The 22,534-nt window shown below is 44.1% G+C and carries 24 protein-coding genes; 14 read left to right on the forward strand and 10 right to left on the reverse strand.

The window, feature by feature from the left end; genetic code table 11:
* Nucleotides 1-59 precede the first annotated feature (59 nt).
* The 8 genes from RBB12_RS09490 (at nt 60) to murI (ending at nt 8,113) form a co-directional block, all read left to right on the forward strand.
* Nucleotides 60-716, forward strand: coding sequence for a CBS domain-containing protein (locus RBB12_RS09490; RefSeq protein ID WP_306013646.1), 657 nt, complete (start codon nt 60-62; stop codon nt 714-716).
* Nucleotides 717-718: 2 nt separating this feature from the next.
* Nucleotides 719-1,600, forward strand: a complete 882-nt coding sequence (locus RBB12_RS09495) for an NAD kinase (RefSeq protein ID WP_179385288.1) — start codon at nt 719-721, stop codon at nt 1,598-1,600.
* Nucleotides 1,601-1,712: 112 nt separating this feature from the next.
* Nucleotides 1,713-2,396 carry a DUF6089 family protein gene (locus tag RBB12_RS09500; RefSeq protein ID WP_293283284.1) on the forward strand — a complete coding sequence of 228 codons (684 nt, stop codon included), beginning with the start codon at nt 1,713-1,715 and terminating at the stop codon, nt 2,394-2,396.
* 1 nt (nt 2,397) lies between these two features.
* Nucleotides 2,398-3,138, forward strand: coding sequence for an isoprenyl transferase (locus RBB12_RS09505; protein WP_179385286.1), 741 nt, complete (start codon nt 2,398-2,400; stop codon nt 3,136-3,138).
* Complete coding sequence (bamA, locus tag RBB12_RS09510; RefSeq protein WP_306013644.1) at nt 3,110-5,773, forward strand: outer membrane protein assembly factor BamA; 2,664 nt, start codon at nt 3,110-3,112, stop codon at nt 5,771-5,773. The genes RBB12_RS09505 and bamA overlap by 29 nt, the downstream gene beginning before the upstream one ends.
* A 98-nt stretch (nt 5,774-5,871) precedes the next feature.
* Nucleotides 5,872-6,693, forward strand: coding sequence for an OmpH family outer membrane protein (locus RBB12_RS09515; RefSeq protein WP_306013641.1), 822 nt, complete (start codon nt 5,872-5,874; stop codon nt 6,691-6,693).
* 49 nt (nt 6,694-6,742) lie between these two features.
* A complete protein-coding gene (locus RBB12_RS09520) occupies nt 6,743-7,252 on the forward strand; it encodes an OmpH family outer membrane protein (protein WP_127141210.1) in 510 nt (169 codons plus the stop codon).
* 81 nt (nt 7,253-7,333) lie between these two features.
* Nucleotides 7,334-8,113 (forward strand): glutamate racemase, encoded by a 780-nt coding sequence (gene murI / locus RBB12_RS09525; protein ID WP_306013640.1) that lies wholly within the window; start codon nt 7,334-7,336, stop codon nt 8,111-8,113.
* 41 nt (nt 8,114-8,154) lie between these two features.
* On the opposite strand, the gene RBB12_RS09530 is transcribed toward murI, so the two are convergent.
* Together RBB12_RS09530 and RBB12_RS09535 are read right to left on the reverse strand one after the other, a co-directional pair.
* Nucleotides 8,155-8,646, reverse strand: coding sequence for a dihydrofolate reductase (locus tag RBB12_RS09530; RefSeq protein WP_293283293.1), 492 nt, complete (start codon nt 8,644-8,646; stop codon nt 8,155-8,157).
* Nucleotides 8,643-9,035: a 2TM domain-containing protein gene (locus RBB12_RS09535; RefSeq protein ID WP_179385281.1), complete on the reverse strand. Its 393-nt coding sequence runs from the start codon at nt 9,033-9,035 to the stop codon at nt 8,643-8,645. Before RBB12_RS09535 ends, RBB12_RS09530 begins: the two co-directional genes overlap by 4 nt.
* Before the next feature lie 54 nt (nt 9,036-9,089).
* Here RBB12_RS09535 and RBB12_RS09540 point away from each other — a divergent pair, with 54 nt between their 5' ends.
* Together RBB12_RS09540 and RBB12_RS09545 are read left to right on the forward strand one after the other, a co-directional pair.
* Nucleotides 9,090-10,184: an aminotransferase class V-fold PLP-dependent enzyme gene (locus RBB12_RS09540; RefSeq protein WP_306013639.1), complete on the forward strand. Its 1,095-nt coding sequence runs from the start codon at nt 9,090-9,092 to the stop codon at nt 10,182-10,184.
* 141 nt (nt 10,185-10,325) lie between these two features.
* Nucleotides 10,326-10,622 (forward strand): isoamylase early set domain-containing protein, encoded by a 297-nt coding sequence (locus RBB12_RS09545; protein ID WP_127141205.1) that lies wholly within the window; start codon nt 10,326-10,328, stop codon nt 10,620-10,622.
* A 177-nt stretch (nt 10,623-10,799) separates the two neighbouring features.
* Here the strand turns inward: RBB12_RS09545 and RBB12_RS09550 are convergent, their stop codons facing one another.
* A complete protein-coding gene (locus tag RBB12_RS09550; RefSeq protein ID WP_306013638.1) occupies nt 10,800-11,225 on the reverse strand; it encodes a Dabb family protein in 426 nt (141 codons plus the stop codon).
* Nucleotides 11,226-11,669: 444 nt separating this feature from the next.
* On the opposite strand from RBB12_RS09550, the gene RBB12_RS09555 reads away from it, so the two are divergent.
* Nucleotides 11,670-11,888, forward strand: coding sequence for a hypothetical protein (locus RBB12_RS09555; RefSeq protein ID WP_306013636.1), 219 nt, complete (start codon nt 11,670-11,672; stop codon nt 11,886-11,888).
* A gap of 12 nt (nt 11,889-11,900) precedes the next feature.
* On the opposite strand, the gene RBB12_RS09560 is transcribed toward RBB12_RS09555, so the two are convergent.
* The 7 genes from RBB12_RS09560 to RBB12_RS09590 form a co-directional block, all read right to left on the reverse strand.
* On the reverse strand, nt 11,901-12,443 hold the full coding sequence (locus RBB12_RS09560) for a hypothetical protein (RefSeq protein WP_306013635.1): 543 nt from the start codon (nt 12,441-12,443) through the stop codon (nt 11,901-11,903).
* Between the two features lie 71 nt (nt 12,444-12,514).
* Nucleotides 12,515-13,339 (reverse strand): thymidylate synthase, encoded by an 825-nt coding sequence (locus tag RBB12_RS09565; RefSeq protein WP_306013634.1) that lies wholly within the window; start codon nt 13,337-13,339, stop codon nt 12,515-12,517.
* A gap of 423 nt (nt 13,340-13,762) precedes the next feature.
* On the reverse strand, nt 13,763-13,942 hold the full coding sequence (locus RBB12_RS09570; protein WP_306013633.1) for a four helix bundle protein: 180 nt from the start codon (nt 13,940-13,942) through the stop codon (nt 13,763-13,765).
* A gap of 91 nt (nt 13,943-14,033) precedes the next feature.
* Nucleotides 14,034-15,494 carry a NupC/NupG family nucleoside CNT transporter gene (locus RBB12_RS09575; protein ID WP_306013632.1) on the reverse strand — a complete coding sequence of 487 codons (1,461 nt, stop codon included), beginning with the start codon at nt 15,492-15,494 and terminating at the stop codon, nt 14,034-14,036.
* Between the two features lie 13 nt (nt 15,495-15,507).
* Nucleotides 15,508-16,137, reverse strand: coding sequence for a bifunctional nuclease family protein (locus RBB12_RS09580; RefSeq protein WP_306013631.1), 630 nt, complete (start codon nt 16,135-16,137; stop codon nt 15,508-15,510).
* An 89-nt stretch (nt 16,138-16,226) separates the two neighbouring features.
* Nucleotides 16,227-17,195 (reverse strand): electron transfer flavoprotein subunit alpha/FixB family protein, encoded by a 969-nt coding sequence (locus RBB12_RS09585; protein ID WP_306013630.1) that lies wholly within the window; start codon nt 17,193-17,195, stop codon nt 16,227-16,229.
* Nucleotides 17,196-17,271: 76 nt separating this feature from the next.
* Nucleotides 17,272-18,018, reverse strand: a complete 747-nt coding sequence (locus tag RBB12_RS09590) for an electron transfer flavoprotein subunit beta/FixA family protein (RefSeq protein WP_306013629.1) — start codon at nt 18,016-18,018, stop codon at nt 17,272-17,274.
* Between the two features lie 167 nt (nt 18,019-18,185).
* Here RBB12_RS09590 and RBB12_RS09595 point away from each other — a divergent pair, with 167 nt between their 5' ends.
* From RBB12_RS09595 to RBB12_RS09605, 3 genes are all read left to right on the forward strand, one after another.
* Nucleotides 18,186-19,166 carry a pyruvate dehydrogenase complex E1 component subunit beta gene (locus RBB12_RS09595; protein ID WP_293286809.1) on the forward strand — a complete coding sequence of 327 codons (981 nt, stop codon included), beginning with the start codon at nt 18,186-18,188 and terminating at the stop codon, nt 19,164-19,166.
* Between the two features lie 158 nt (nt 19,167-19,324).
* Nucleotides 19,325-21,820 carry a DUF5686 family protein gene (locus RBB12_RS09600; protein WP_306013628.1) on the forward strand — a complete coding sequence of 832 codons (2,496 nt, stop codon included), beginning with the start codon at nt 19,325-19,327 and terminating at the stop codon, nt 21,818-21,820.
* Between the two features lie 76 nt (nt 21,821-21,896).
* A complete protein-coding gene (locus tag RBB12_RS09605) occupies nt 21,897-22,424 on the forward strand; it encodes an inorganic diphosphatase (RefSeq protein WP_179385269.1) in 528 nt (175 codons plus the stop codon).
* The last annotated feature ends 110 nt before the right edge of the window (nt 22,425-22,534 follow it).

Consider the following 22,534-nt stretch of genomic DNA (forward strand, 5'->3'; position numbering starts at 1 on the left):
AAGAATTCGGCATGCCTTTTGCCATTTTAAATTAGTATTTTGCACCTAATACAACGGTTATGCAGATTCAAGACAGAATAATCAACACAGTCCCGATTTTTGAGGTCGGGGAAACCTTAAAGGATGTCATTGCCTTTTTTGAGGAGACCACCTATTCCCATGTTGGAGTTGCGGAAAACGGTATCTTTTTGGGTTTGCTGTCGGAAAACGACTTGGCCTGTTTTGAGCCCGACAAGAAGATAGACGATTTCAGGTTTGAACTAGAGCACTTTTTTGTGACGAAGGAAACCGCTTGGTTGGACGTGTTGGAAATGTTTTCGCGCAATGAGGCCAATATTCTGCCTGTTTTGGATGAGGATCAATTGATTTCCGGATATTACGATTTGGAGGATGTGGTCGATGTATTTATCGATACCCCGTTTTTTAAGGAACCGGGTGCCATTTTGGTCGTTTCCATAGGAATCAAGGACTATTCTTTCAGTGAGATAGCGCAAATTGTAGAAGGCAACAACGCCCGTTTGTTGGGCGCGTTTATCACAGACTCTCAAAACGATATCGTCGAAATCACCTTAAAAGTGGGCACCCAGAGCTTGAACGAGGTGGCCCAAACCTTTAGGCGGTACAACTACACCATAGTATTTGGAAACAGCGATGATCAATTTATGGAAGATTTGAAGCAGCGTTCCGACTATCTAGAGAAATATCTTAACGTTTAGTAATGAAGGTAGCCATTTATGGACAGTCCTTTCAGCCTGAGGACCAGCAGTGCGTAGAAGAGCTTTTGGATGAGCTGAAAAAGTCCAGTGCCTCCATTTATGTTGAAGAGAATTTCAACAAACTTGTGGGCAATATCCTCAAAGAGGAAGTGAAGGGGACCTTTACGCAATCCGAAGGATTGGACCCTTCGTTCGATATGTTCGTGAGTTTTGGCGGTGATGGTACCATGCTGCGGGCGGTAACCTATATAAAGGACTACGGTATTCCCATTGTAGGGGTCAATACCGGCCGCTTGGGATTTTTGTCCACCTTTAAAAAAGCCAATGTCCGCAAATTGGTGACCGAGTTTGAAGCGGGGCATTACACCATTGAGGAGCGTACTTTGGTAGAGGTGGAACTCAACACGGACCTTAATGAATTCAACGGGCTTAATTTCGCCTTGAACGAAATCACGGTAAGCCGAAAGGATACGACCTCCATGATTACGGTGGAAACTTGGTTGGACGATGAATATTTGACCTCCTATTGGTCCGATGGACTTATCGTCTCCACGCCAACAGGCTCCACAGGGTATTCATTGAGCTGCGGTGGTCCCGTAATCGCTCCCACGGCACAGTCGTTGGTACTGACGCCCATCGCGCCCCACAATCTCAATGCCCGTCCTTTGGTCATTTCGGACAATACCCAGATTCGGTTGAAGGTCTCGGGAAGGGAAAAGACCCATTTGGTGTCCTTGGATTCCCGAATTGCCGATATCCCTAACGGGAAGGAAATCCGAATCAAAAAAGCGGATTTCACCATAAAAATGATAGAGTATAAATCGGAAAGTTTCCTTAAAACCTTGCGGAACAAATTACTTTGGGGCGAAGATCGCCGCAATTGATGGTCCGGCAAACAATAAAAGGGGCGAAATGCTGTTTTACAAAGGAGAACAATTTTAATTACGAATCTATTGACCTTCCTTTACTCTAAACTCTAGTAACTTTTTGGATAGTATGCGGATAGTTTTGGCTGTTTTTCTATGCTGTGTGATCAAGGTGAGTGCACAAACCTACGAAATAGGGGTGTTTGCCGGAGGCGCCAACATGATAGGCGATGTGGGAAGGACCAATTATATTTTGCCCTCGGGGCCAGCTTTTGGCGGTATCTTTAAATGGAACAAAGGAAAACGCTATGCATGGCGCGCAAGTGTGCTCTACGGAGAGGTCACTGCCGACGATTCCAAATCGCACATGCCATCTCGCCAACAAAGAGGGTATATGGTGGATAATTCCATTTTGGAGTTCTCCGCAGGATTGGAAATCAACTTTGTGGAATACAACCTCCATAAGCTCGGACCTGCCTTCACGCCTTACTTGTACACCGGTATTACCTACTTCAGATACGATTTTAATTATATTGATGCCCTTCAAATGCAGGATATTAACCAAAAAGAAGGTAGTTTTGCAATTCCAATGACGGTTGGGGCTAAGTATCGTTTAAATCAATTCTTGATTCTTGGTGCCGAAATTGGGGCCAGGTATACGTTCACGGACAATTTGGACGCAAGCAACCCGGAAGGTTCCAATTTTGAGCAATTCCGATTCGGGAATATATTGAGCGACGACTGGTACGTTTTTACAGGTATAACATTGACCTATACCTTTGGACGTAAGCCCTGCCAGGATTGTTTTCAATAAGATGCACACACTAGAGGACGTAGACAAAGAAAGACTGCCGCAGCACGTGGCCATCATTATGGATGGTAATGGAAGATGGGCCAAACAGCGGGGCAAGATCCGTATGTTCGGCCATGAGAACGGCGTGGAGTCCGTTAACCAGACCGTGGAAAGTTGTGCCAAGCTCCAGATTCCTTTTTTGACCCTTTATGCTTTTTCCACCGAAAACTGGAACCGTCCCAAAACCGAAATCGATACCTTGATGAAACTCTTGGTCAACGCCCTTAAAAGGGAGCTCAAGACCTTGAACAAGCATAATATTCGATTACGTGCCATTGGGAAAATTGAAACATTGCCCTCCAAGGTGCACAAAGAACTCACCGAGGTAATGCAGAAAACCGAAAACAATTCGGGGATGACGCTCACCCTCGCACTGAGCTATGGCTCACGGGAAGAGATAAAAACAGCGGTTCAAGAGATTGCGACCAAAGTTAAAAATAACATAATTTCCCCCGAAAATATTGATGAAACAGTAATAAATACACATCTTTACGCGCACTTTTTGCCTGATGTAGACCTACTTATACGCACCAGTGGCGAATGTAGGATAAGTAATTTTTTACTTTGGCAGATTGCATACGCCGAATTATATTTTATTGATGTATTTTGGCCCGATTTTAGAGAAAACCATTTGGTAGAGGCCATACTAAGTTACCAAAATAGAGAACGACGATTTGGAAAAACGAGCGAACAACTTAACTAAGGGTATCACAAACTACATACTTTCGGCCCTTTTTATCCCCTTATTCTTATTCACATTTCAGGGTATTGCCCAAGAAACCGACTTCGAGAACGGCAAGCAATACATTCTGGGGGGGCTAACGGTTACCGGACTGCAGAGCTACAACGAGCAAACGGTAAAGAGCTATACCGGTCTTCGTGTAGGGCAGCCCATCAAGGTGCCCGGCGATGAGATCAGTGCAGTGATCAAAAAGTTGTGGAACTTGGACCTCTTCAGCAATGTGGAAATGTACTATACCAAGATCGAGGATGATCGCATCTTTCTGGAACTGAACATTACTGAGCGACCCACTTTGAACAGCGTGACCGTGTACGGCGTCAAAAAGCGTAAAGTAGAGGATATTATCGAAGACACTGACCTGAAAAAAGGGAAAAAAATCACCGAGAGCTTAATTGCCAACACCAAGAACTACCTTCAGAATAAATATAAAAAGCAGGGATACCTTAATGCCAAAGTGAACATCGCCACTTCTGTGGATACCTCGGGAACCAATGTGGAGAACATGGTCATCAATGTGAGCAAGGGCGATAAGGTCAAAATAAGGAAAATCAACTTTGTGGGCAACGAAAAACTGTCCAACAAACGCTTGAGAAAATCACTGAAGAACACCAAGAAGAAGAAGTTTTACCGTTTCTGGAAGAAATCCAAATACATTGCGGCGGACTTTGAGGAAGATTTGGATAACTTGGTCGATACCTACGCCGAACGTGGCTACCGGGATGCACGGGTGCTTTCGGATACCTTTGTGAAGCTGGATGAAAAAAACATTGAGCTTACCATTGAAGTAGAGGAAGGTGATAAGTACTATTTCGGGGATATCGACTTTGTGGGGAACTCCGTTTATACTGATAGACAGTTGAGTCAAGTGCTCGGTATCAAAAAAGGGGATACCTATAATGGTGTTTTGCTCAAGGAACGCATTGCCGACGATTCCGACCCAGATGCAGTGGACCTCACCAACCTTTATCAAAACAATGGATACCTATTCTCGACCATTAACCCGGTTGAGGTTTCTGCGGTGAACGACACCATCGATTTTGAAATACGTATCATTGAAGGTAAAGAAACATTTTTGGATCATGTGACCGTTTCGGGGAACGATAAGACCAACGACCATGTGATTTACAGGGAAATCAGGACGCGTCCCGGTCAAAAATATAGCAAATCCAATATTGTAAGGACCATTCGCGAATTGGGCCAATTGGGATTCTTTGATGCCGAGCAAATTGTACCCGATATCCAAAATCCAGACCCAAATGCAGGTACCGTGGATATCAATTATAGCTTGGTGGAAGCAGGATCTAGTCAAATCGAGCTCCAAGGAGGTTTTGGGGGCGGTGGTTTCATTGGAACCTTGGGACTTTCCTTCAATAACTTTTCTATCAAAAATATCTTTAATAAGGAAGCCTATAAGCCGGTTCCCATGGGTGATGGTCAAACTTTTGCTTTGCGACTGCAGGCCAGTAGGACATTCCGTGTGTACAGTTTGAATTTCTCTGAACCCTGGTTGGGAGGAAAAAAACCCGTTAGGTTCAATTTCTCACTGTCACGTACACAACAATTTGCCACCCAGTTCAATCCTAATGGTAGATTTGATATTGACAAGTCCAGGGGATTCGCCATTACAGGAATCACCGCCGGTTTGGCAAAACGGGTACAATGGCCTGACGATTTCTTTACGCTATCGCACTCTGTGAGCTACCAATTGTACGATTTCAACGATTTTGCCAGTGGACTTTTCAATTTTGGTAACGGAAGTTCCAATGCCTTGACCTATACCTTCGGTTTGTCAAGAAGTTCGCAAGGGCCCAGTAGAATTTTCCCGACCTCAGGTTCCAACTTTGAATTGACGGCGAAGTTTACACCGCCCTACTCATTGTTCGGCGGAAAAGATTTTGCAGCCTTAAGAGATGATGTGGACGAGGTCAATCGAAGAATCCGAGAAATTGGTGAACCTGCCAATACCGAAGAGCAATTGGAATTGAATAGGCTTCGGGACAACTTGGAGTTGTTGGAAGAAGAAAGATTTAAACTACTGGAGTACTACAAAATCAAATTTAGAGGAGATTGGTATACTTCTATTGTAGGTAAACTGGTGTTGCGAACCAATGCCGAGTTCGGTTTCTTAGGTGCCTATAACCAAGATATTGGAGATGTACCCTTCGAGCGTTTTTACGTAGGGGGAGATGGTCTCGGAAACTTTACCTTGGACGGCAGGGATGTAGTACAGTTAAGGGGTTACGATAACCAATCCCTTACCCCATATATCACCAACCCGATTACCAATCGATTGGAACAGGAAGGGGGTACCATCTACAATAAGTACTCTTTGGAACTTCGCTATCCGCTAACCTTGAAGCCATCGGCATCCATTTACGCACTGTCATTTTTGGAAGCAGGTAACGCCTTCAACAATTTTAGCAACTATAATCCGTTTGAATTAAAAAGATCTGCCGGAGTGGGGCTACGTATTTTTATGCCGGCATTCGGACTCTTGGGGATTGATTTTGGTTACGGCTTCGATACCGATGCCCGACCAGGATCGGTAGGACCAAGCGGCTGGCAAACGCACTTCATCATCGGGCAGCAGTTTTAATACATGGAAATACGTGTCGTACTAATTGTTAAATAGCTTATTTTTAATTAATTAGTAATTTTGGCACGATATTTTCTATAACAAACGCGGAATCAAAGATGAATACCAAAGTTCTTTTATCAGCAGTAGTTCTAATGACTTCCCTTTACGGGTTTGCCCAGCGTGGTGTCCGTATCGGATATGTGGATATGGAATATATCCTCGAAAATGTGGAAGAGTACAGGGACGCTACCGAACAATTGAATGCCAAGGCACAAAAGTGGAAGCAGGAAATAGAGCTCAAGCAAAGTGTTGTTGAGCAGATGAAGAAAGATTTGATGGCCGAAAAGGTGCTGTTGACGGACGAGCTAATTTTGGAGCGAGAAGAGGAAATCCAGTTATTGGAAAAGGAAATGCTCGATTATCAACAAGACCGATTTGGGCCGCAAGGCGATTTGGTGCTGCAAAAGCAGCTTTTGATACAGCCCATACAGGACCAAGTGTTCAATGAAGTACAAAAAATCGGAGCCAATAAAAGATACGATTTTATTTTTGATAAATCCGCAGATGTTGTAATGTTGTACTCCGAAAAAAGGCACGATATCAGTGACTTGGTTTTAAGGGAGATAGGACGCACCAGAAAAATAAGTGCCTCCAATAAAAAACAAGAGCAGCAAAATCGATTGGAGCAGTTCCAAGAAGAGGAAGACGAGATAAGCGACGCCCTTAGGGAACGCCAAGAACAAGCTGCCGAAGCCCTCGAAGAACGGGAGAAAGCTGCGGAGGCAACAAGGGCCCAAAAGCTGAAAGAGCGCGAAGAGCGTAAAAAAGCATACGAAGAACGAAGAAGAAAACTTTTGGAAGAGCGTGAGGCCAAGAGGAAGGAAAAATTGGAAGAACGAAAAAAAGCGCAGGAACAACAAAAGGATTCAATAGGATAGTTTATATTGAAACACTAAATTTAAAGTCAAAAAAGTAACGTTGAGAATCATGAAAAATGTAAAAAGAATTGCGGTAGCCCTCGTATTGTTTGTAGCGGCTACGGGTTTTGTAAATGCACAGAGCAAGGTTGCACACATTAATGTACAGCAACTATTGTCTGAAATGCCGGAGATGAAGGCTGCACAAGCCGAATTGAAGAAATTACAGGAAACCTACAGAGCAGACATCCAAAGCTCCATGACCGAGCTTCAAAACAAGTATACCCAATACCAAAACGAAGCTACTTCCAAAACAAGGGAAGAAAACGAGCAAAGAGCCGTAGAGCTTCAAGGTTTTGAGCAAAACATTCAGGAAGCAGAGCAAGCTGCCATGCAGGAAATGCAAAAAAAGCAGCAGGAACTCTTCGCTCCCATCTCTGAAAAGGCAAAAGCGGCCATTGAAAAAGTAGCTGCCGCGCAAGGTTACGACTACGTAATCGATGCCAGCCCAGGATTGGGACTTCTAGTTTCCAAAGGAAAAGACCTTTTGCCAGCAGTAAAGCAGGAACTTGGTTTCTAATTGAGAAAGAACAGAAAATAAAAACCGCTTTTTAAAAGCGGTTTTTTTATGCCGTAAAAAGTGAAGCACCTATTTTTAGGCATGGAAAATCCAATAGGCATTTTTGATTCTGGGGTGGGAGGTACCTCCATTTGGAAGGAGGTCGCCAAAATGTTGCCCCACGAGAGCACCATTTATTTGGCCGATAGTGCCAATGCCCCTTATGGCGAAAAGTCGAAGGAAGAGATTGTAAGGCTCAGTATCAAAAATACCGAGTACTTGCTCAAAAGAAACTGTAAGATCATTGTGGTGGCCTGCAATACCGCCACCACCAACGCTATTGATTACTTACGCTCCCATTACAACGTCCCTTTTATCGGAATTGAACCAGCCATTAAACCGGCTGCATTACAAACCAAAACCAAAAAAGTAGGAGTGTTGGCCACCAAGGGCACCCTTTCCAGTAGTCTGTTCCATAACACTTCCAAACTTTTTGCCGAAGGAATTACCGTATTGGAGCAGGAAGGAAAAGGGTTGGTGGAACTCATTGAGGCCGGTAAAATCGAATCACAGGAAATGAGAACCCTCCTCCTCGAGTTTCTACGGCCCATGCTCGATCAAGATATCGATTGTTTGGTGTTGGGGTGCACCCACTATCCCTATTTGATACCGGTGTTGAAGGAGATACTGCCAGAACACATCAATATCATCGATTCCGGAGAAGCGGTGGCGCGGCAGACCAGAGCCGTTTTGGAGCAACACCAACTGCTTTCCAATGCAAACCAGGACCCAGAGCATATCTTTTACAGCAATGCCGATATTGAAGTCCTTAAAACATTGGTAAATACGCCATCAGCAAAGGTCTCCTATCTCGATTTCTAATCCAATCAAACAGTCTTCCCCAAAAAAAGGAATCTTGACGTTTATTTCCTTTTGTAGGTGAGGTACGTAAAACTGTATTGGTGCCTATCATCCTTTGGATGATGTTCCTCTTTCACCAGTTCCCATTGGTCCGTATCGATTTCGGGGAAAAATGCATCCGCTTCAAACGATCCGTGCACCCTTGTCAGTTCAATATCTGTAGCGCGGTCCATGGATTGTTTATAGATTTCCCCTCCACCAATAATAAAAGCAGTTTCATTATCGTTCACCAAAGCAATGGCATCCGCCAAGGAATGTACTATGGTGCATGGAAATTTGGGTTGATAGTCCTCATCACGGGTAATGGCAATGTGCGTACGGTTGGGCAGTGGCTTTGGGAAACTCTCCAGGGTTTTTCTGCCCATAATAATTTTATGCCCCGAGGTAATCGTTTTAAATCGTTTGAAATCGTCCGGTAAATGCCAGACCAGCTCGTTGTCCTTGCCCAAGGCATTGTTTTCGGCCGCGGCCGCAATAATGACCAATCTCCTCACTGATCTTTTTTTTTATTGATTTTGGAAAGCGGAAAGTCCGTTTCTATTTCCTTTTGGATCTCACCGATGCGTTTTTTCTGAAGGTCGACCAAGCGCTCGCGTTGCTCGCGCTCCCATTGTTGTCCCATAAACTTGCTGGTCACAAACACATTAAAGGCGTGCAGGGCAAACAGGAACGCCCAGAAAAGCACGATCCAAATGGACCAATCATAGGACTCTCCGTACTTGAAGACCTTGTTGGCCAGAATCAGGAAAATGCTACCAATCAAAAAGATGACAAAATGGGAAAACAGCCTTTTCTTTTGTTTGATGCGTTGGTGCGCATGCTCCAAAAGCTCGTGCTGCTCCAAATCTATTTCCGATTTCTTCTTTTTACCAAATGACAACATGGAATGGCTATCTTTATGAACAAAGATAACCGAATTACAGACAAAATTCCCGACATGCAGAACCTTAGAAAAAAATTCCCCGTGCTCAACCAATGCGTTTATGCCAATACCGCCTCGGCAGGTCTTTTGAGCGAAGACCTGATGGAATGGCGACAGGGGCACGACCTCGATTTTCTGATCGGCGGCAGCGAAATGAAGGTCAAGGGGTTTGCACACATGCCAGAAATTAAAAAGACTGTAGGTAGATTTTTTAATTCCAAACCCGAGAACGTGGCCTTGGTTCCCAACTTTAGTTTAGGGTTCAATCTACTGCTCGAAGGCTTGCCGAAGGATAAAAAGGTCCTTTTGGTCAATAAAGATTACCCAAGTGTGAACTGGCCCTTTGAGACGCGGAATTTTGAGCGGGATTATGTGGATGCCGATGAACATATGGAAGAAAATATCCACACCAAGGTGAAGAGCGGTAATTTCGACGTTTTGGCGCTCAGTTTGGTGCAATGGGTTAATGGGGTACGAATAGACCTTGAATTTTTAAAAAACCTGAAAAAGGAGTTTCCCAATTTGATCATCATTGCCGATGGCACCCAATTCTGTGGCATGGAACCCTTCGATTTTGAGGATTCCGGAATCGATATTCTGGGTGCGAGTGCCTACAAATGGATGTTGGCCGGCTATGGCAATGGATTCTATTTGGTGAAGGAGGCGGTGATGGATCAGTTTGAATTGCGCGGTATTGGGAACGGTTCTGTGGACAACGATGCCTCCAAGAGAAACAGTATCACCTTCTGCAAATACATGGAGCCCGGCCATTTGGATTCCCTGAATTTCGGAAGTTTGGAATTCGCCGTTACCTTTTTGAACGAGATTGGGCAGGAAAATGTGCAGGCTCAATTACAAAAGTTGTCCCAAAGGGCCATGGAGGCCTTTTCGGAGCTTGACCTTTTAGAGCCCGCTGTGGTCAAACGCAAGCAACATAGCACCATTTTTAGTGTCAAGGGCGATGAGCGGCTGTTTCAAAAATTGACCAATGAAAATGTGGTTGCCTCACTTCGGGGCGATGGCATCCGGCTAAGCTTTCATTTTTACAATACCGTGGAGGAAATAGATGTTGTGGCAACACTTTTAAAACGTTGGACATCAACCTCGTAATCGGCAAAAAACCAATAGACAATTTGATAAAAGTAATCATCGGGTTAGCTGGATTTTATCAAATTGATAAATCGATTGTAACTAATTGTAAATAAATGGTTTTATGCATTGCTTTGTACCGGAATTAAAATTTTTGGTACCATGGCAATTAAGAAACAATACCTAAAAAGTAAGCCTGTTTGCAAAGTAACATTTACCGTTCCTGCAGATGAGGCAAAAACAGTTGCAGTAGTCGGGGATTTCAACAAATGGAACCCTAAAAAGAGCACTTTGAAGAAATTAAAGAACGGCACCTTTAAAGGAACGTTCGAACTGCCCGTTGAGAACAGCTACGAGTTCAGATATTTGATCGACGGTGCTTATGAGAACGATGGTGAGGCCGATCGTTTCCAGTGGAACGATTATGCCGGAGCCGAGAACGCCGTTCTAGAAGTCTAAAAACACAGTTTCCGCCATTGGTTCGCCCCAAAACCAGTGGCGGTTCTTTTTTTCAAAAACTCTCTTCATCACCCAGAACTTGTTTCAGGGTCCCATGAATCTTCGTTTAATCTGGCAATATGCTGAAACCTGCCTTTGGCCGCAGTCAAGTGATTTTGGCATAATGCCTTAGGAAAATCACTTCGCCCAGTAATCCACGACCAGCACATCGGCAATGTGTGGGCCGGCAATTTCGGTAAAAGCCACATGGTCTGGATGGGTAAGGTAGGTATCGCGGTCCTTTTCACTTTCAAAGGTCAGCAAAAAGCAATGGGTAAGTTCCTTGTTCAGGTTTTCTGGGCTGTTATTGAGCCCTTTTTCGTAAGCCTTGATTTCTGGTATCTTGGACGGCAATGCATCGAAGGCAGCTTCTACCTTTGCTATCTCTTCAGCCGACGAAGTCTCATTGAATTTAAACAATACCACATGCCTTAATTGGGGTGCTGCAGTTTCTTCTTTAGTTTCCACGGTAATTTCCTGTGTTTCGGTTTTTTCTTTTTTCGGCTGCTCGCCGCAACTGGCGAATAATAGGGCGGCGAATAGGGTGATGATGGTGGGTTTCATGAGGTTGGCGTTTTATGGTTTTGAAAATTAGGATAAATACTTTTGTCTAGAAATTTTCTTTACGAACGATTCGTATGAAATCCTTTTACCTTGGTCGAGTTCCGCTAAACCATTTTTTATCTCCTGTTGCAGATCTGCTGGTAATAGGTTCCAAAAATCTTCTGGTTTCTCCTGTTTCAATTCCGATTGGGAAGATTTTCTATCCATTAGCAACGTTTCGATTAAAGATACGACTTTCACCGAATTACTATGGTTTTCGTATCCACTGTAATCGTTGTGGCGTCACCCTGAACTTGTTTCAGGGTCTCATAAACCTTTTTTCACTATTTGATGAGATGCAGAAACCTGCTTTGCCGACAGGCATGCAAGTTCAACATGAACGTATCATAAGGGGTCATAATTGGTTATGACACTTTATCTGTTTGGGTTGATTACATTTGAACCATGACTGAAAGCGAGAGAAAATTTTTGGACTTGTTTAAAGATTCTTACACATCTCCTTCAGACCTGGCCAAAGAATTGGAGTTGGGAATTGATATGCTTTTTTATTTGGAAGAAGGGGTCTTTTTGAGAAGGGAAATCCAAAATGTGGCAGCCGCTTTGCGGGGGATAATTATGGTGTTAAAGAGTTGTGATTGGTACGAGCCAGGAGATTCATGCTAGCTTAGGCATATTTTAATCAATCCTTTTTATAAATAAAGATGCTATCGCAATCAAAATTGAAAATATGCTAACTACTATTGCAATATTAGAGTTTCTACGATTTAAGTATTGGTCTTCAAATGACTTCCCATCAAGATAATGTCTTAATCCTTTTTCAGTTAGTTTGATTTTTGATTTGATAGGCCCCTCTACAAAATAGCTCTTCATAATAAGCTCCTTTCGAGCTTTTTGAACTTGTTTATCTAGCTTGTTGCCAATCTTAAATCCTGAATTTTGGAGTCGTTTAGATAGTCCAAATGCCAACTCCTGTTTATTAGATATTATTTGACAGAACTCAGTGCCTCTTGTGGTATAATAGGCTCTGAATTGTTTTGAATTTGTTAATTGCTCGACAAAGCGCGCTGTTCTCGGCTCTTTAAGAACGGATGGGTCATCATATGTGATTGAGCTGCCATCACCCTCCATCCGTTGTACTATTTCATTGTAGCAATGGTCATATACAAAGTCAATTAAAATATCCTTAATACGTTCATTTTTAGTTTTGAATAGATTCATGACCATTTTAATGAATAACATTTATGAGGCGCTGCTTTCATAATAATCTTAAACGGAAAACAATTTTCTGACTACACCGCAACCACCCCCTTAATATGCGGATGCGGGTCATAGTCCAAGAGCTCAAAATCATCAAAGGTAAAATCAAAAATATCCTTCACCTCAGGGTTCAATTTCATAGTGGGCAAGGGTCGTGGGTCACGGCTCAATTGCAGTTCCACCTGCTCCATGTGGTTGTTGTAGATATGGGCATCACCAAAGGTGTGGATAAACTCTCCAGGTTGGTAGCCGCATACTTGGGCCATCATTAAGGTAAATAGGGCATAGGAGGCAATATTGAACGGAACACCCAAAAAGATGTCCGCACTGCGCTGGTACAACTGGCAGGAAAGCTTGCCATCGGCCACATAAAATTGGAAAAAAGCATGGCAGGGCGGGAGCGCGGCCTTTCCGTTGGCCACATTTTCTGCAAAAGACACCGAAGTGTCGGGCAACACACTGGGGTTCCAGGCCGAAACCAACATTCTTCTGCTGTTCGGATTGTTTTTTAAGGTGTCGATTACTTCTTTGATCTGATCGATTTCCTCACTGTTCCAATTGCGCCATTGGTGTCCGTACACGGGCCCTAAATCACCGTTATCATCGGCCCACTCATTCCAGATGCGCACCCCATTTTCCTGTAAATAGGCAATGTTGGTATCGCCTTTTAAAAACCACAACAATTCATGGATAATGGATTTTAGGTGCAGTTTTTTGGTGGTTACCATGGGGAAGCCCTCGGCAAGGTCGAACCGCATTTGATAGCCAAAAACACTTAAGGTCCCTGTTCCGGTGCGGTCCCCTTTTTGGTTGCCGTGCTCCAATACGTGTTTCAGAAGGTCGTGGTACTGTTTCATGCTGTTTGTTCCGTTACAATGTCATTTCGAGTGGTTTTCCGCGAGCGGAAAATGGTATCGAGAAATCTTTTCCGATTAAACTTAAATCATCTCGACATCCCTTCGATTTCGCTCAGGGCAATAGCTCTGATGTGACAAAAAATCAATCCCTCGAAATTAATCCAATAGGCAGATTCTTGAAACAGAAATGGGCAAGACTTATAAAGAGTTTATTAACTGGGCAGAAGGAATAAGGGTGAAGGGTCAATGGTTTGATTTGATATGTTTGATGAGCGCTACGATTTTCCTTTGTAATATTTGAATTTCTCCAATAATTCTTTGCACTATTTCGGGAGAAAGAAATTCCAAGTCTTCACATAGAATAAAGTGTGTTTTCAATTAGTAGGCGGACCCAAGGCTAATTTGAAGGAACCGGATAAAATCCTACTCTGAATCTTTTCCACAACCTTCGGCAATATTCGCTGGAATGGATATGGCACCTCTTTGAACCTGAGGAATCAATCCAAATCTTTCGGAATCAGGTAATAAATGGGTGAGTTTGTAAACTTCTTTCACTAAAATTCGGCCATCTTTCCAGACGGTCAACTCTCGAAAATTTCTCATAATTTGATAGTTTTAAAATTCCGAGGTTGAATTTTATGTTCTGATTTTTAAAAAAGACCATTTACCCTTTACCCTTTGCCCTTGTACCAAACTACCCCAAAATCATCCCAGCAATGGTGGCCGATAATAGGGATGCCAAGGAGCCGCCCAAAACAGCTTTCATCCCAAAGGAGGACAGTACTTTTCGCTGGCCGGGCGCTAAGGAACCAATACCGCCAATTTGAATACCGATGGAGGCAAAGTTGGCAAAACCACAGAGCATGTAAGTGGCCATGATGACGGATTTGTTGTAAGTAAAGTGTACCCCGCTGGAAACATTTTTAAGGTCTGCCAACTGAATGTATCCCACAAACTCACTTGCTGCCAATTTTATCCCGAGCAGCTGTCCCATCAGCATTATATCCTCGTTGGCTACGCCAATGAGCCACATGAGTGGAGCGAAAACCGTTCCTAGAATGGACTCCAAGGAAAACTCTGTGTAAGGCGAATTGGCCGCAATCCAGCTGTTGAAAGTGGTAAAATCACCGATCCACCCCAAAATACCATTGATCATGGCAATGAACGCTACGAACACCAAAAGCATGGCCCCAACATTCAGGGCGAGTTTTAACCCTTCGGTAGTTCCGTTGGCAATGGCATCCAAGATGTTGTCCCCAATTTTTTCTGAAGAAACCTCTACATCGGTATTGACTTCTTCGGTCTGGGGATATAATATTTTTGAAATTACAATGGCCCCGGGAGCAGCCATTACGGATGCGGCCAACAGGTGCTTGGCAAAGACAAGGCGCAACTCTGGGTCGTCCCCGCCCAAAAATCCAATATAAGCGGCCAAAACGGCTCCTGCGACAGTGGCCATACCACCTATCATCACCAACAGGATTTCGGACTTGTTCATTTTTTCCAGATAGGCCTTGATGAGCAGTGGGGCCTCCGTCTGGCCCAAAAAGATATTCCCGGCTACCGAAAGACTTTCAGCTCCCGATATGCCCAAACTTTTGGAAAGCAGCCAGGCCATCCATTTTACCACCACTTGGATGACGCCCAAATAGTAAAGAACGGAGGTCAAGGCAGAGAAAAATATGATGGTAGGTAGTACCTGAAAGGCAAATATGTATCCAAAAGTATCCATATCGACCACCAATCCTTCAAAGAGGAATTGACTACCCGCCCGGGTAAACTCCAAAATATTTACAAAGAGGTTTCCGACTTGATCAAAGATGTATTGTACAAAAGGGACCTTGAGTACCCCGATGGCAATCAAGACTTGTAATGAGAGACCTATTCCAACAGTCTTCCATTTGATCGCTTTTCGATTGGAGCTGAACAAAAAGGATATCAAAATAAGCACCGTCATCCCCAAGGCGCCACGCAAAAGTGTGTTTAGGGTAAAACCTTGGTTGGGAACAATCTGGGAGGTTTCCTCAACGGGAATATCCTGGGTGATAGTAGTACCGATGGCAAGGTTAAGTGAATCTGCGGGCAGTGTATTTTGGCCAAAAGCGACCGAACATAGGAATAACAGTAACAGTAAACTTTGGGTCTTCTTCGCCATGTAGGGTGATTGTTTATTTACGCTTGGAAATTTCATCCCTTAACTTGGCGGCTTTTTCGTAGTCTTCGCTTGCAACGGCCTTGTCCAATTCGGCATGTAGTTCTTGTAGGGACATTTCGCGGTATCCATGGGTATCTGCGCCTGATTCTAACTCAACGGCCTCACCTTCTTGAAGGATCTCGTCCACCATGATGCTGTCGTCCTCGTCCTCTTCTTTTTCTTTGGAAGAGAATTTAAGGAAGATGCCTGCTTTGTCCAAAATGGTTTTGTAGGTAAAAATCGGAGCATTGAAGCGTAGGGCTAGGGCAATGGCATCGCTGGTGCGCGCATCGATGATTTCCTCATCATTGTCACGCTCACAGATAATGCTGGAATAGAACACCCCGTCCACCAGTTTGTGGATAATGACTTGTTTGACCACAATCTTGAACCGGTCCGCAAAGTTTTTGAAAAGATCGTGCGTTAAGGGTCTGGGCGGTTTGATTTCCTTTTCCAATGCTATGGCAATGGATTGGGCCTCAAAAGCACCTATGACAATGGGAAGTTTACGGTCGCCCTCCTCTTCATTTAAAATAAGGGCATACGCGCCATTTTGCGTTTGGCTGTAGGATATTCCCTTTATTTTTAATCGTACTAAACTCATATATCTCCTCCTAAAGCAAGAGGGCTGTTCAAATAAGCGGCTTAGCCAGTTATCCGAACAGCCCCTTGCAATGGGCAAATTAACAAAATTTAAGCGTTTTGGGCTTTAAATTCTTTTAATTTTTCGATGAGTTCCGGTACTACCTCAAAGGCATCCCCAACAATTCCGTAGTCGGCCGCCTTAAAGAAAGGTGCTTCTGGGTCGTTATTGATGACCACTTTAACCTTGGAAGCGTTGATTCCTGCCAAATGCTGTATGGCCCCGGAGATTCCTATGGCAATGTATAAGTTACTGGCAACCGGCTTTCCGGTTTGTCCTACGTGCTCGCTGTGCGGGCGCCATCCCATATCGGAAACAGGTTTGGAGCAGGCAGTTGCCGCTCCCAAAACGTCGGCCAATTCTTCCACCATGTTCCAGTTTTCAGGGCCTTTGAGTCCACGTCCACCAGAAACCACAATGTCGGCATCGGCAATGGTCGCTTTTCCGACTACGCGGTCCACTTCCACCGATTTGACCGTAAAGGCATTGTCGTCCAAAGAGGGAGCAAAATCCTCTACGGAAGCGGATGTGCTGTTTTCCATTACACCAAAGGCATTGCTGGAAACCCCGATAATCTTTACATCGGATGATATTTCTGTCATGGCAAATCCTTTGTTACTGAAGGCGGTCCGCTTCACTACAAAAGGAGAAGTGCTCTCGGGCGCAGCAACCACATTGGGCACATAGCCACCGGACAATTTAGCCGTTAGGATAGGTGCCAAAAACTTGCTGTCCGCACTGGAACTCAGCACAATTACCTTTGCATCGGCGGCTTTGGCGGCCTCTGCCAACACCTCGGCATAAGCTTTGGCATTAAAGGTGGTCAAAGAGTCATCCGAAACCTTTAACACCTTGGAAACCCCATAGGTTCCCAAAGAGGCATCATCATCCGCATTGAAGGTCACCGCAGTAACGGTGGTGCCCATATCTTGGGCCACTTTGTACGCATAGGAGGCCACTTCAAAGGCATTTTTCTTGAATTTTCCCTTTAGGGATTCTGTATATACTAGTACTGACATATTTTCTGAAATTTCAATTTTTCAAATCCCAAATTCCAAATGTTGGTATTTGGTGGTTTGAATTTGAGTTTTGATTTTAAATCACTTTCGCTTCGTTGTGCAATAGTTCTACCAATTCGCCAACGTTTCCTGCATCGACCAGCTTAACGGGCCCCTTTGCTGCGGGTTTTTCAAATTTTTGGTCTTGCGTGGGTTGTGCAGCATCAACGGGTTCAACTACGTTCAACGCTTTTTTGCGCGCCATCATAATACCTCTCATGTTGGGAATGCGGAGGTCACTTTCTTCAACCAATCCTTTTTGGCCCCCAATGACCAATGGAAGTGTAGTGCTAATCTTTTCTTTTCCACCATCAATCTCGCGAACTGCGGTAGCTGTATTGCCATCAATCTCTAGGCTGATGCACGTATTTACAAAGTTCATGTCCAATAAAGTGGCCAAAATGCCGGGAACCATGCCACCGTTATAGTCGATGGATTCCCTTCCGGCGATGATCAGATCGTACTCCCCTTTTTTGGCGACTTCGGCCAGTTGTTGTGCCACAAAAAAGCCGTCGGTAGGTTCGGCATTCACACGAATGGCCTCATCGGCCCCAATGGCCAGCGCCTTTCTTATGGTTGGTTCGGTCTGGGGACCGCCCACAGTGACCACATGAACGGCCGCACCTTGTTTTTCCTTGAACCACATAGCGCGGGTAAGGCCAAATTCATCATTGGGATTAATCACAAATTGAACCCCGTTTGTGTCAAACTTGGTATCGCCTTCCGTAAAGTTGATTTTGGAAGTGGTATCCGGTACGTTGCTTATGCAAACTAAGATCTTCATATATACTTTAGGTTTTGGTCCCCAAATATAATTATAAAATCCGAAATTTATTATGCATGCATAATAAATTTTGTTCTTTTTTTGGATTTTGTCCCGGTAAGTTTCGGCTAGTTTTTCCTATTTTTGCTTGCGTTTTTAAGCAGACTATAACTATTTAGTACGATTCAATGAAAACATTACAGTTTAGGGAGGCGATAGCGGAGGCTATGTCCGAAGAAATGCGAAGGGATGATACCATTTATTTGATGGGCGAGGAGGTAGCCGAGTACAACGGTGCTTACAAGGCTTCCAAAGGGATGCTGGATGAGTTCGGACCAGAGCGCGTTATCGATACCCCAATTTCGGAGCTTGGTTTTGCCGGTATCGGCGTAGGCTCTGCCATGAACGGAAACAGACCGATCATCGAATTTATGACCTTCAATTTCTCCTTGGTGGGGATTGATCAAATTATAAACAATGCTGCCAAGATCCGTCAGATGTCGGGCGGGCAGTTCAATTGTCCAATCGTTTTTAGGGGCCCTACGGCTTCTGCGGGACAGTTGGCCGCAACCCACTCCCAGGCATTTGAGAGTTGGTTTGCCAACACCCCTGGCCTAAAGGTGGTGGTTCCTTCGAACCCAGCCGATGCCAAGGGATTGTTGAAATCCGCTATCCGCGATGACGATCCCGTGATTTTCATGGAATCGGAACAGATGTATGGTGACAAAGGTGAAGTGCCCGAAGGCGAGTACACCATTCCATTGGGAGTTGCGGACATCAAAAGGGAAGGAACCGATGTGACTATCGTATCCTTTGGAAAAATAATCAAAGAGGCCTACAAAGCTGCCGAAGAATTGGAGAAGGAGGGCATCAGTTGCGAGATCATCGATTTGCGCACGGTCCGTCCGATGGATCATGAAACCATACTTGCTTCCGTTAAGAAAACCAATAGAATGGTCATTTTGGAAGAGGCTTGGCCTTTTGGCAACGTGGCCACCGAAATCATCTACCATGTTCAGGACAAGGCTTTCGATTATTTGGATGCTCCAATCGTTAAATTGAACACCGCAGATACACCTGCGCCTTATTCCCCGGTACTTTTGGCCGAGTGGTTGCCCAACCATGAAGACGTTATCAAGGCTGTTAAGAAAGTGTTATATAAGCTTTAGAATCATATTTGTACGGTATATTAGCCCTGTCAACTTTGTTGACGGGGCTTTTTTTTAGGGAATATTGTTTTGATTACAAATTAGTTTGAACCAAATTTGACCTAAAGTTGGATGAGACAAACCTATGTCGCTTACCATCATGTCCCTTATTCTTGTCTATGAAAAGAATCCTTTCCGCTTTTTTTCTACTATTTATTACCTGCCTTAGCGCACAGACCAAAATCGAGGGTGTGGTTACGGATGAGACCGGTGAACCCATTGCGTTTGCCAACATTATTTTTGTGAACTCTTCCGAAGGTACCATCACCAACGACAATGGACGCTTTTATTTGGAGTCTGATGAGACCTACGATACCATCAAAGTATCTTTTATAGGGTATGAAACCAAAGAAGTGGTTTTGGAGCAGAAGATAAACTACGGAATGGAAATCATACTGGTGGAATCTGCAGAACAGCTTCAGGAAGTAGTGATCTATACCGGTAAACAGTCCAAAAAGAACAACCCTGCCATCGATATTTTGCGGAAAATTTGGGCGAAAAAACGAGAGAATGGGGTGCGTAAGTTCAACCAATACCAATATGATAAGTACGAAAAAATAGAGTTCGACCTCAATACTATCGATAGTGCACTGATTAAGAGCAAATTGTTCAAGGGACTGGAGTTTATGTTCGAGGATTTGGATACCTCTCGAATCACGGGAAAGACCTATTTGCCCATCTTTTTGAATGAAACCTTTTCCAAAGTATACGGTGACAATCTCATGGAACGAGAGAAGGAAGATGTACTGGGGAACAAAAATTCGGGTTTTAGCGGCAATCAGGCCATTACCGCTTTTGTGGAAGACCTCTATTCCGATTATAACATCTATGACAACTACCTTAAATTTTTCGACAAGAGTTTTACGAGTCCCTTGTCCAAAACGGGAATTGATGTCTACAATTATGTCCTTTCGGATAGTACCTTCATCGATAATAAATGGTGCTACAACATCATCTATTACCCCAGGAGAAAGAACGAGCTCACCTTTAAAGGGGACTTTTGGGTGAACGATACCACCTTTGCCATCAAAAAAATCAATATGCAGGTCACCAAAAGTGCCAACATTAACTGGGTGAAGGAGATTTATATTGAACAGGATTTTGAGGTGGTGAGCGACTCCGTCTTTTTGCTGAAGCGGGATTATATGCTGAGCGATTTTAGCTTTTCCAAAAAGGAAGAGTCCCGAGGGGTGTACGGAAAGCGTACCACTGTTTTTGACAATTATACTTTTAATAATCCCCGTCCCGAAGCCTTTTATAAGGCAGTTGCCGACCCCTATGACCCGAGGGTATTCTCGCAGGACAGTATTTTTTGGCAAAATGCGCGCTTGGAAAGTCTCAACGACGATGAATCGGGGATATTTAAGCTGTTGGACACCCTTAAGACCGTACCCAAGTTCCGCACCTATTACGACATTGTGAGCATTTTGGGGTCGGGCTATGTCGAAATCGATAAATGGAACCTCGATATTGGTGACATTTACAGCACCTTTGGTTACAACGATGCCGAAGGTATCCGTTTGCGTGCAGGAGCCCGTACCTATTTTGGTCAGAATGATCTCTGGCGTTTGGAAGGTTATATGGCCTACGGCTTCAATGATAGAAAGTTCAAACACGGATTTTCGGGCAAGTTTCTGTTGGACCGTAAAAATCGTTTGATTGTTTCAGGGGGCAATCGCAGGGATATTGAACAATTGGGCCTTAGCTTGACCAGTACCAATGATGTATTGGGTCGCAGCATTGCCTCGTCCTCATTGGTTACAGTGGGTGCCAACGACCGTTTGACCAACATCAACCTTTCCACCCTCAATGTAGAGATGGAACCCGTAAAAAATTTTAGGATCAATGTCGGGGGATCGTTCCGAACCCTTAGTTCTGCACTGCCGGAAGCATTCAGTCTGGATTACATTGACCCGGATTCTCCAACCGGAATTTCTTCGGAGGTAAGACAGTTCGACCTGAATACGACCTTGATCTATACTCCGGGAAAGCGTACCATTGGCTATGGCGTGGAGCGATCGGACATCAACGACAATTATAGTACCCTTGTGCTCAAATACACCAAAGGTGTGGATGGTTTTCTGGAAAGCGATTTTGACTACGAAAAAGTACAGTTTTCGTATCAGCAACCTTGGCAACTCGGAGGACTGGGTAGGCTGACGAGCAGCGTGGAGCTGGGCAAAACCTTTGGTGAGGTGCCTTTATCCCTTTTGAGTGTGGTACCCGGTAACCAAACCCTGTTTTCCTTGTATAATACATTCCCCAACCTCGATTTTTATGAATTTGTGACGGATACCTATGCCACTGTGCACTTGGAGCACAATTTTAATGGAAGGCTGTTCTCAAGGATTCCTTTGCTGCGCAAACTCAATCTAAGGGAAATTGTGGGGCTAAGAGGGGCTTGGGGCCAATTGTCGGAAGCGAATATTGCTTTGAGCGCACCCACCAATATTCCATTGATCGCACCGGACGACCAGATTTACTGGGAGTACTCCTTCGGGGTAGGGAACATCTTCAAAATACTTCGTATCGACTTCAATTTTAGGGGGAATTATCTCGATAATCCAGATGCAAGGGCTTTCGGGATCACGGGATCTTTCGGATTTAGCTTTTAATCAACAGGAAACCCATGATTTATGGGGTCTATTCCAGTTGTAGTGGTTATTTTTGCACCACAAATTAATTATTGACATGGCAAAGAAACCACGTGTTACCTTCGATGTACTGGTAGAAATACCCAAAGGAAGCAGAAACAAGTACGAATACGATTTTACCCTCAACAAAATTAGGTTTGACAGGACCCTATTCTCCTCAATGATGTACCCCGGGGACTACGGGTTTATTCCGGAAACCTTGGCCTTGGATGGCGACCCCCTTGACGTTTTGGTACTTTGTACCGAACCTACCTATCCCATGGTTGTAGTGGAAGTAAAACCCGTTGGCGTTTTCCACATGACCGATGAGAAAGGTCCCGACGAAAAAATTATTTGCGTTCCCGTTTCCGATCCTATCTGGAGCAAAAGGGACGATATCAGCGAACTTAACCCACACCGATTGAAAGAGATCGAACACTTTTTCCAAGTGTACAAGGATTTGGAAGAGAAGAAAGTAGATACCGGTGGATGGGGAGACGTTAACGAAGCCGTTCAAATCTACCATGAATGTGTAAAGCGCTACGAAGAAAGCGACCACAAAAAAAGACGGGCCTACACCATATAGATTGCCTAAATATAACTTTAAAAAAATGCGCTTTTAATAATCAAAGGCGCATTTTTTTTATTACTTCGTATTTTACTACATTAGCGAGCATTAAAAAATTCTAAATGATC

The organism is Allomuricauda sp. MMSF_3307, from assembly GCF_030733585.1.
Lineage (GTDB): Bacteria > Bacteroidota > Bacteroidia > Flavobacteriales > Flavobacteriaceae > Flagellimonas.

Coding starts and splice junctions, on each gene's coding strand:
- RBB12_RS09585 (WP_306013630.1), bottom strand. CDS start 17,195: ATGTCAGTACTAGTATATACAGAATCCCTAAAGGGAAAATTCAAGAAA.
- RBB12_RS09595 (WP_293286809.1), top strand. CDS start 18,186: ATGAAAACATTACAGTTTAGGGAGGCGATAGCGGAGGCTATGTCCGAA.
- RBB12_RS09490 (WP_306013646.1), top strand. CDS start 60: ATGCAGATTCAAGACAGAATAATCAACACAGTCCCGATTTTTGAGGTC.
- RBB12_RS09575 (WP_306013632.1), bottom strand. CDS start 15,494: ATGGCGAAGAAGACCCAAAGTTTACTGTTACTGTTATTCCTATGTTCG.
- RBB12_RS09550 (WP_306013638.1), bottom strand. CDS start 11,225: ATGAAACCCACCATCATCACCCTATTCGCCGCCCTATTATTCGCCAGT.
- RBB12_RS09535 (WP_179385281.1), bottom strand. CDS start 9,035: ATGTTGTCATTTGGTAAAAAGAAGAAATCGGAAATAGATTTGGAGCAG.
- RBB12_RS09605 (WP_179385269.1), top strand. CDS start 21,897: ATGGCAAAGAAACCACGTGTTACCTTCGATGTACTGGTAGAAATACCC.
- RBB12_RS09570 (WP_306013633.1), bottom strand. CDS start 13,942: ATGAGAAATTTTCGAGAGTTGACCGTCTGGAAAGATGGCCGAATTTTA.
- RBB12_RS09565 (WP_306013634.1), bottom strand. CDS start 13,339: ATGAAACAGTACCACGACCTTCTGAAACACGTATTGGAGCACGGCAAC.
- RBB12_RS09560 (WP_306013635.1), bottom strand. CDS start 12,443: ATGAATCTATTCAAAACTAAAAATGAACGTATTAAGGATATTTTAATT.
- RBB12_RS09590 (WP_306013629.1), bottom strand. CDS start 18,018: ATGAAGATCTTAGTTTGCATAAGCAACGTACCGGATACCACTTCCAAA.
- RBB12_RS09545 (WP_127141205.1), top strand. CDS start 10,326: ATGGCAATTAAGAAACAATACCTAAAAAGTAAGCCTGTTTGCAAAGTA.
- murI (WP_306013640.1), top strand. CDS start 7,334: ATGGAAAATCCAATAGGCATTTTTGATTCTGGGGTGGGAGGTACCTCC.
- RBB12_RS09505 (WP_179385286.1), top strand. CDS start 2,398: ATGCACACACTAGAGGACGTAGACAAAGAAAGACTGCCGCAGCACGTG.
- RBB12_RS09520 (WP_127141210.1), top strand. CDS start 6,743: ATGAAAAATGTAAAAAGAATTGCGGTAGCCCTCGTATTGTTTGTAGCG.
- RBB12_RS09495 (WP_179385288.1), top strand. CDS start 719: ATGAAGGTAGCCATTTATGGACAGTCCTTTCAGCCTGAGGACCAGCAG.
- RBB12_RS09500 (WP_293283284.1), top strand. CDS start 1,713: ATGCGGATAGTTTTGGCTGTTTTTCTATGCTGTGTGATCAAGGTGAGT.
- RBB12_RS09515 (WP_306013641.1), top strand. CDS start 5,872: ATGAATACCAAAGTTCTTTTATCAGCAGTAGTTCTAATGACTTCCCTT.
- RBB12_RS09600 (WP_306013628.1), top strand. CDS start 19,325: ATGAAAAGAATCCTTTCCGCTTTTTTTCTACTATTTATTACCTGCCTT.
- RBB12_RS09555 (WP_306013636.1), top strand. CDS start 11,670: ATGACTGAAAGCGAGAGAAAATTTTTGGACTTGTTTAAAGATTCTTAC.
- RBB12_RS09540 (WP_306013639.1), top strand. CDS start 9,090: ATGCAGAACCTTAGAAAAAAATTCCCCGTGCTCAACCAATGCGTTTAT.
- RBB12_RS09580 (WP_306013631.1), bottom strand. CDS start 16,137: ATGAGTTTAGTACGATTAAAAATAAAGGGAATATCCTACAGCCAAACG.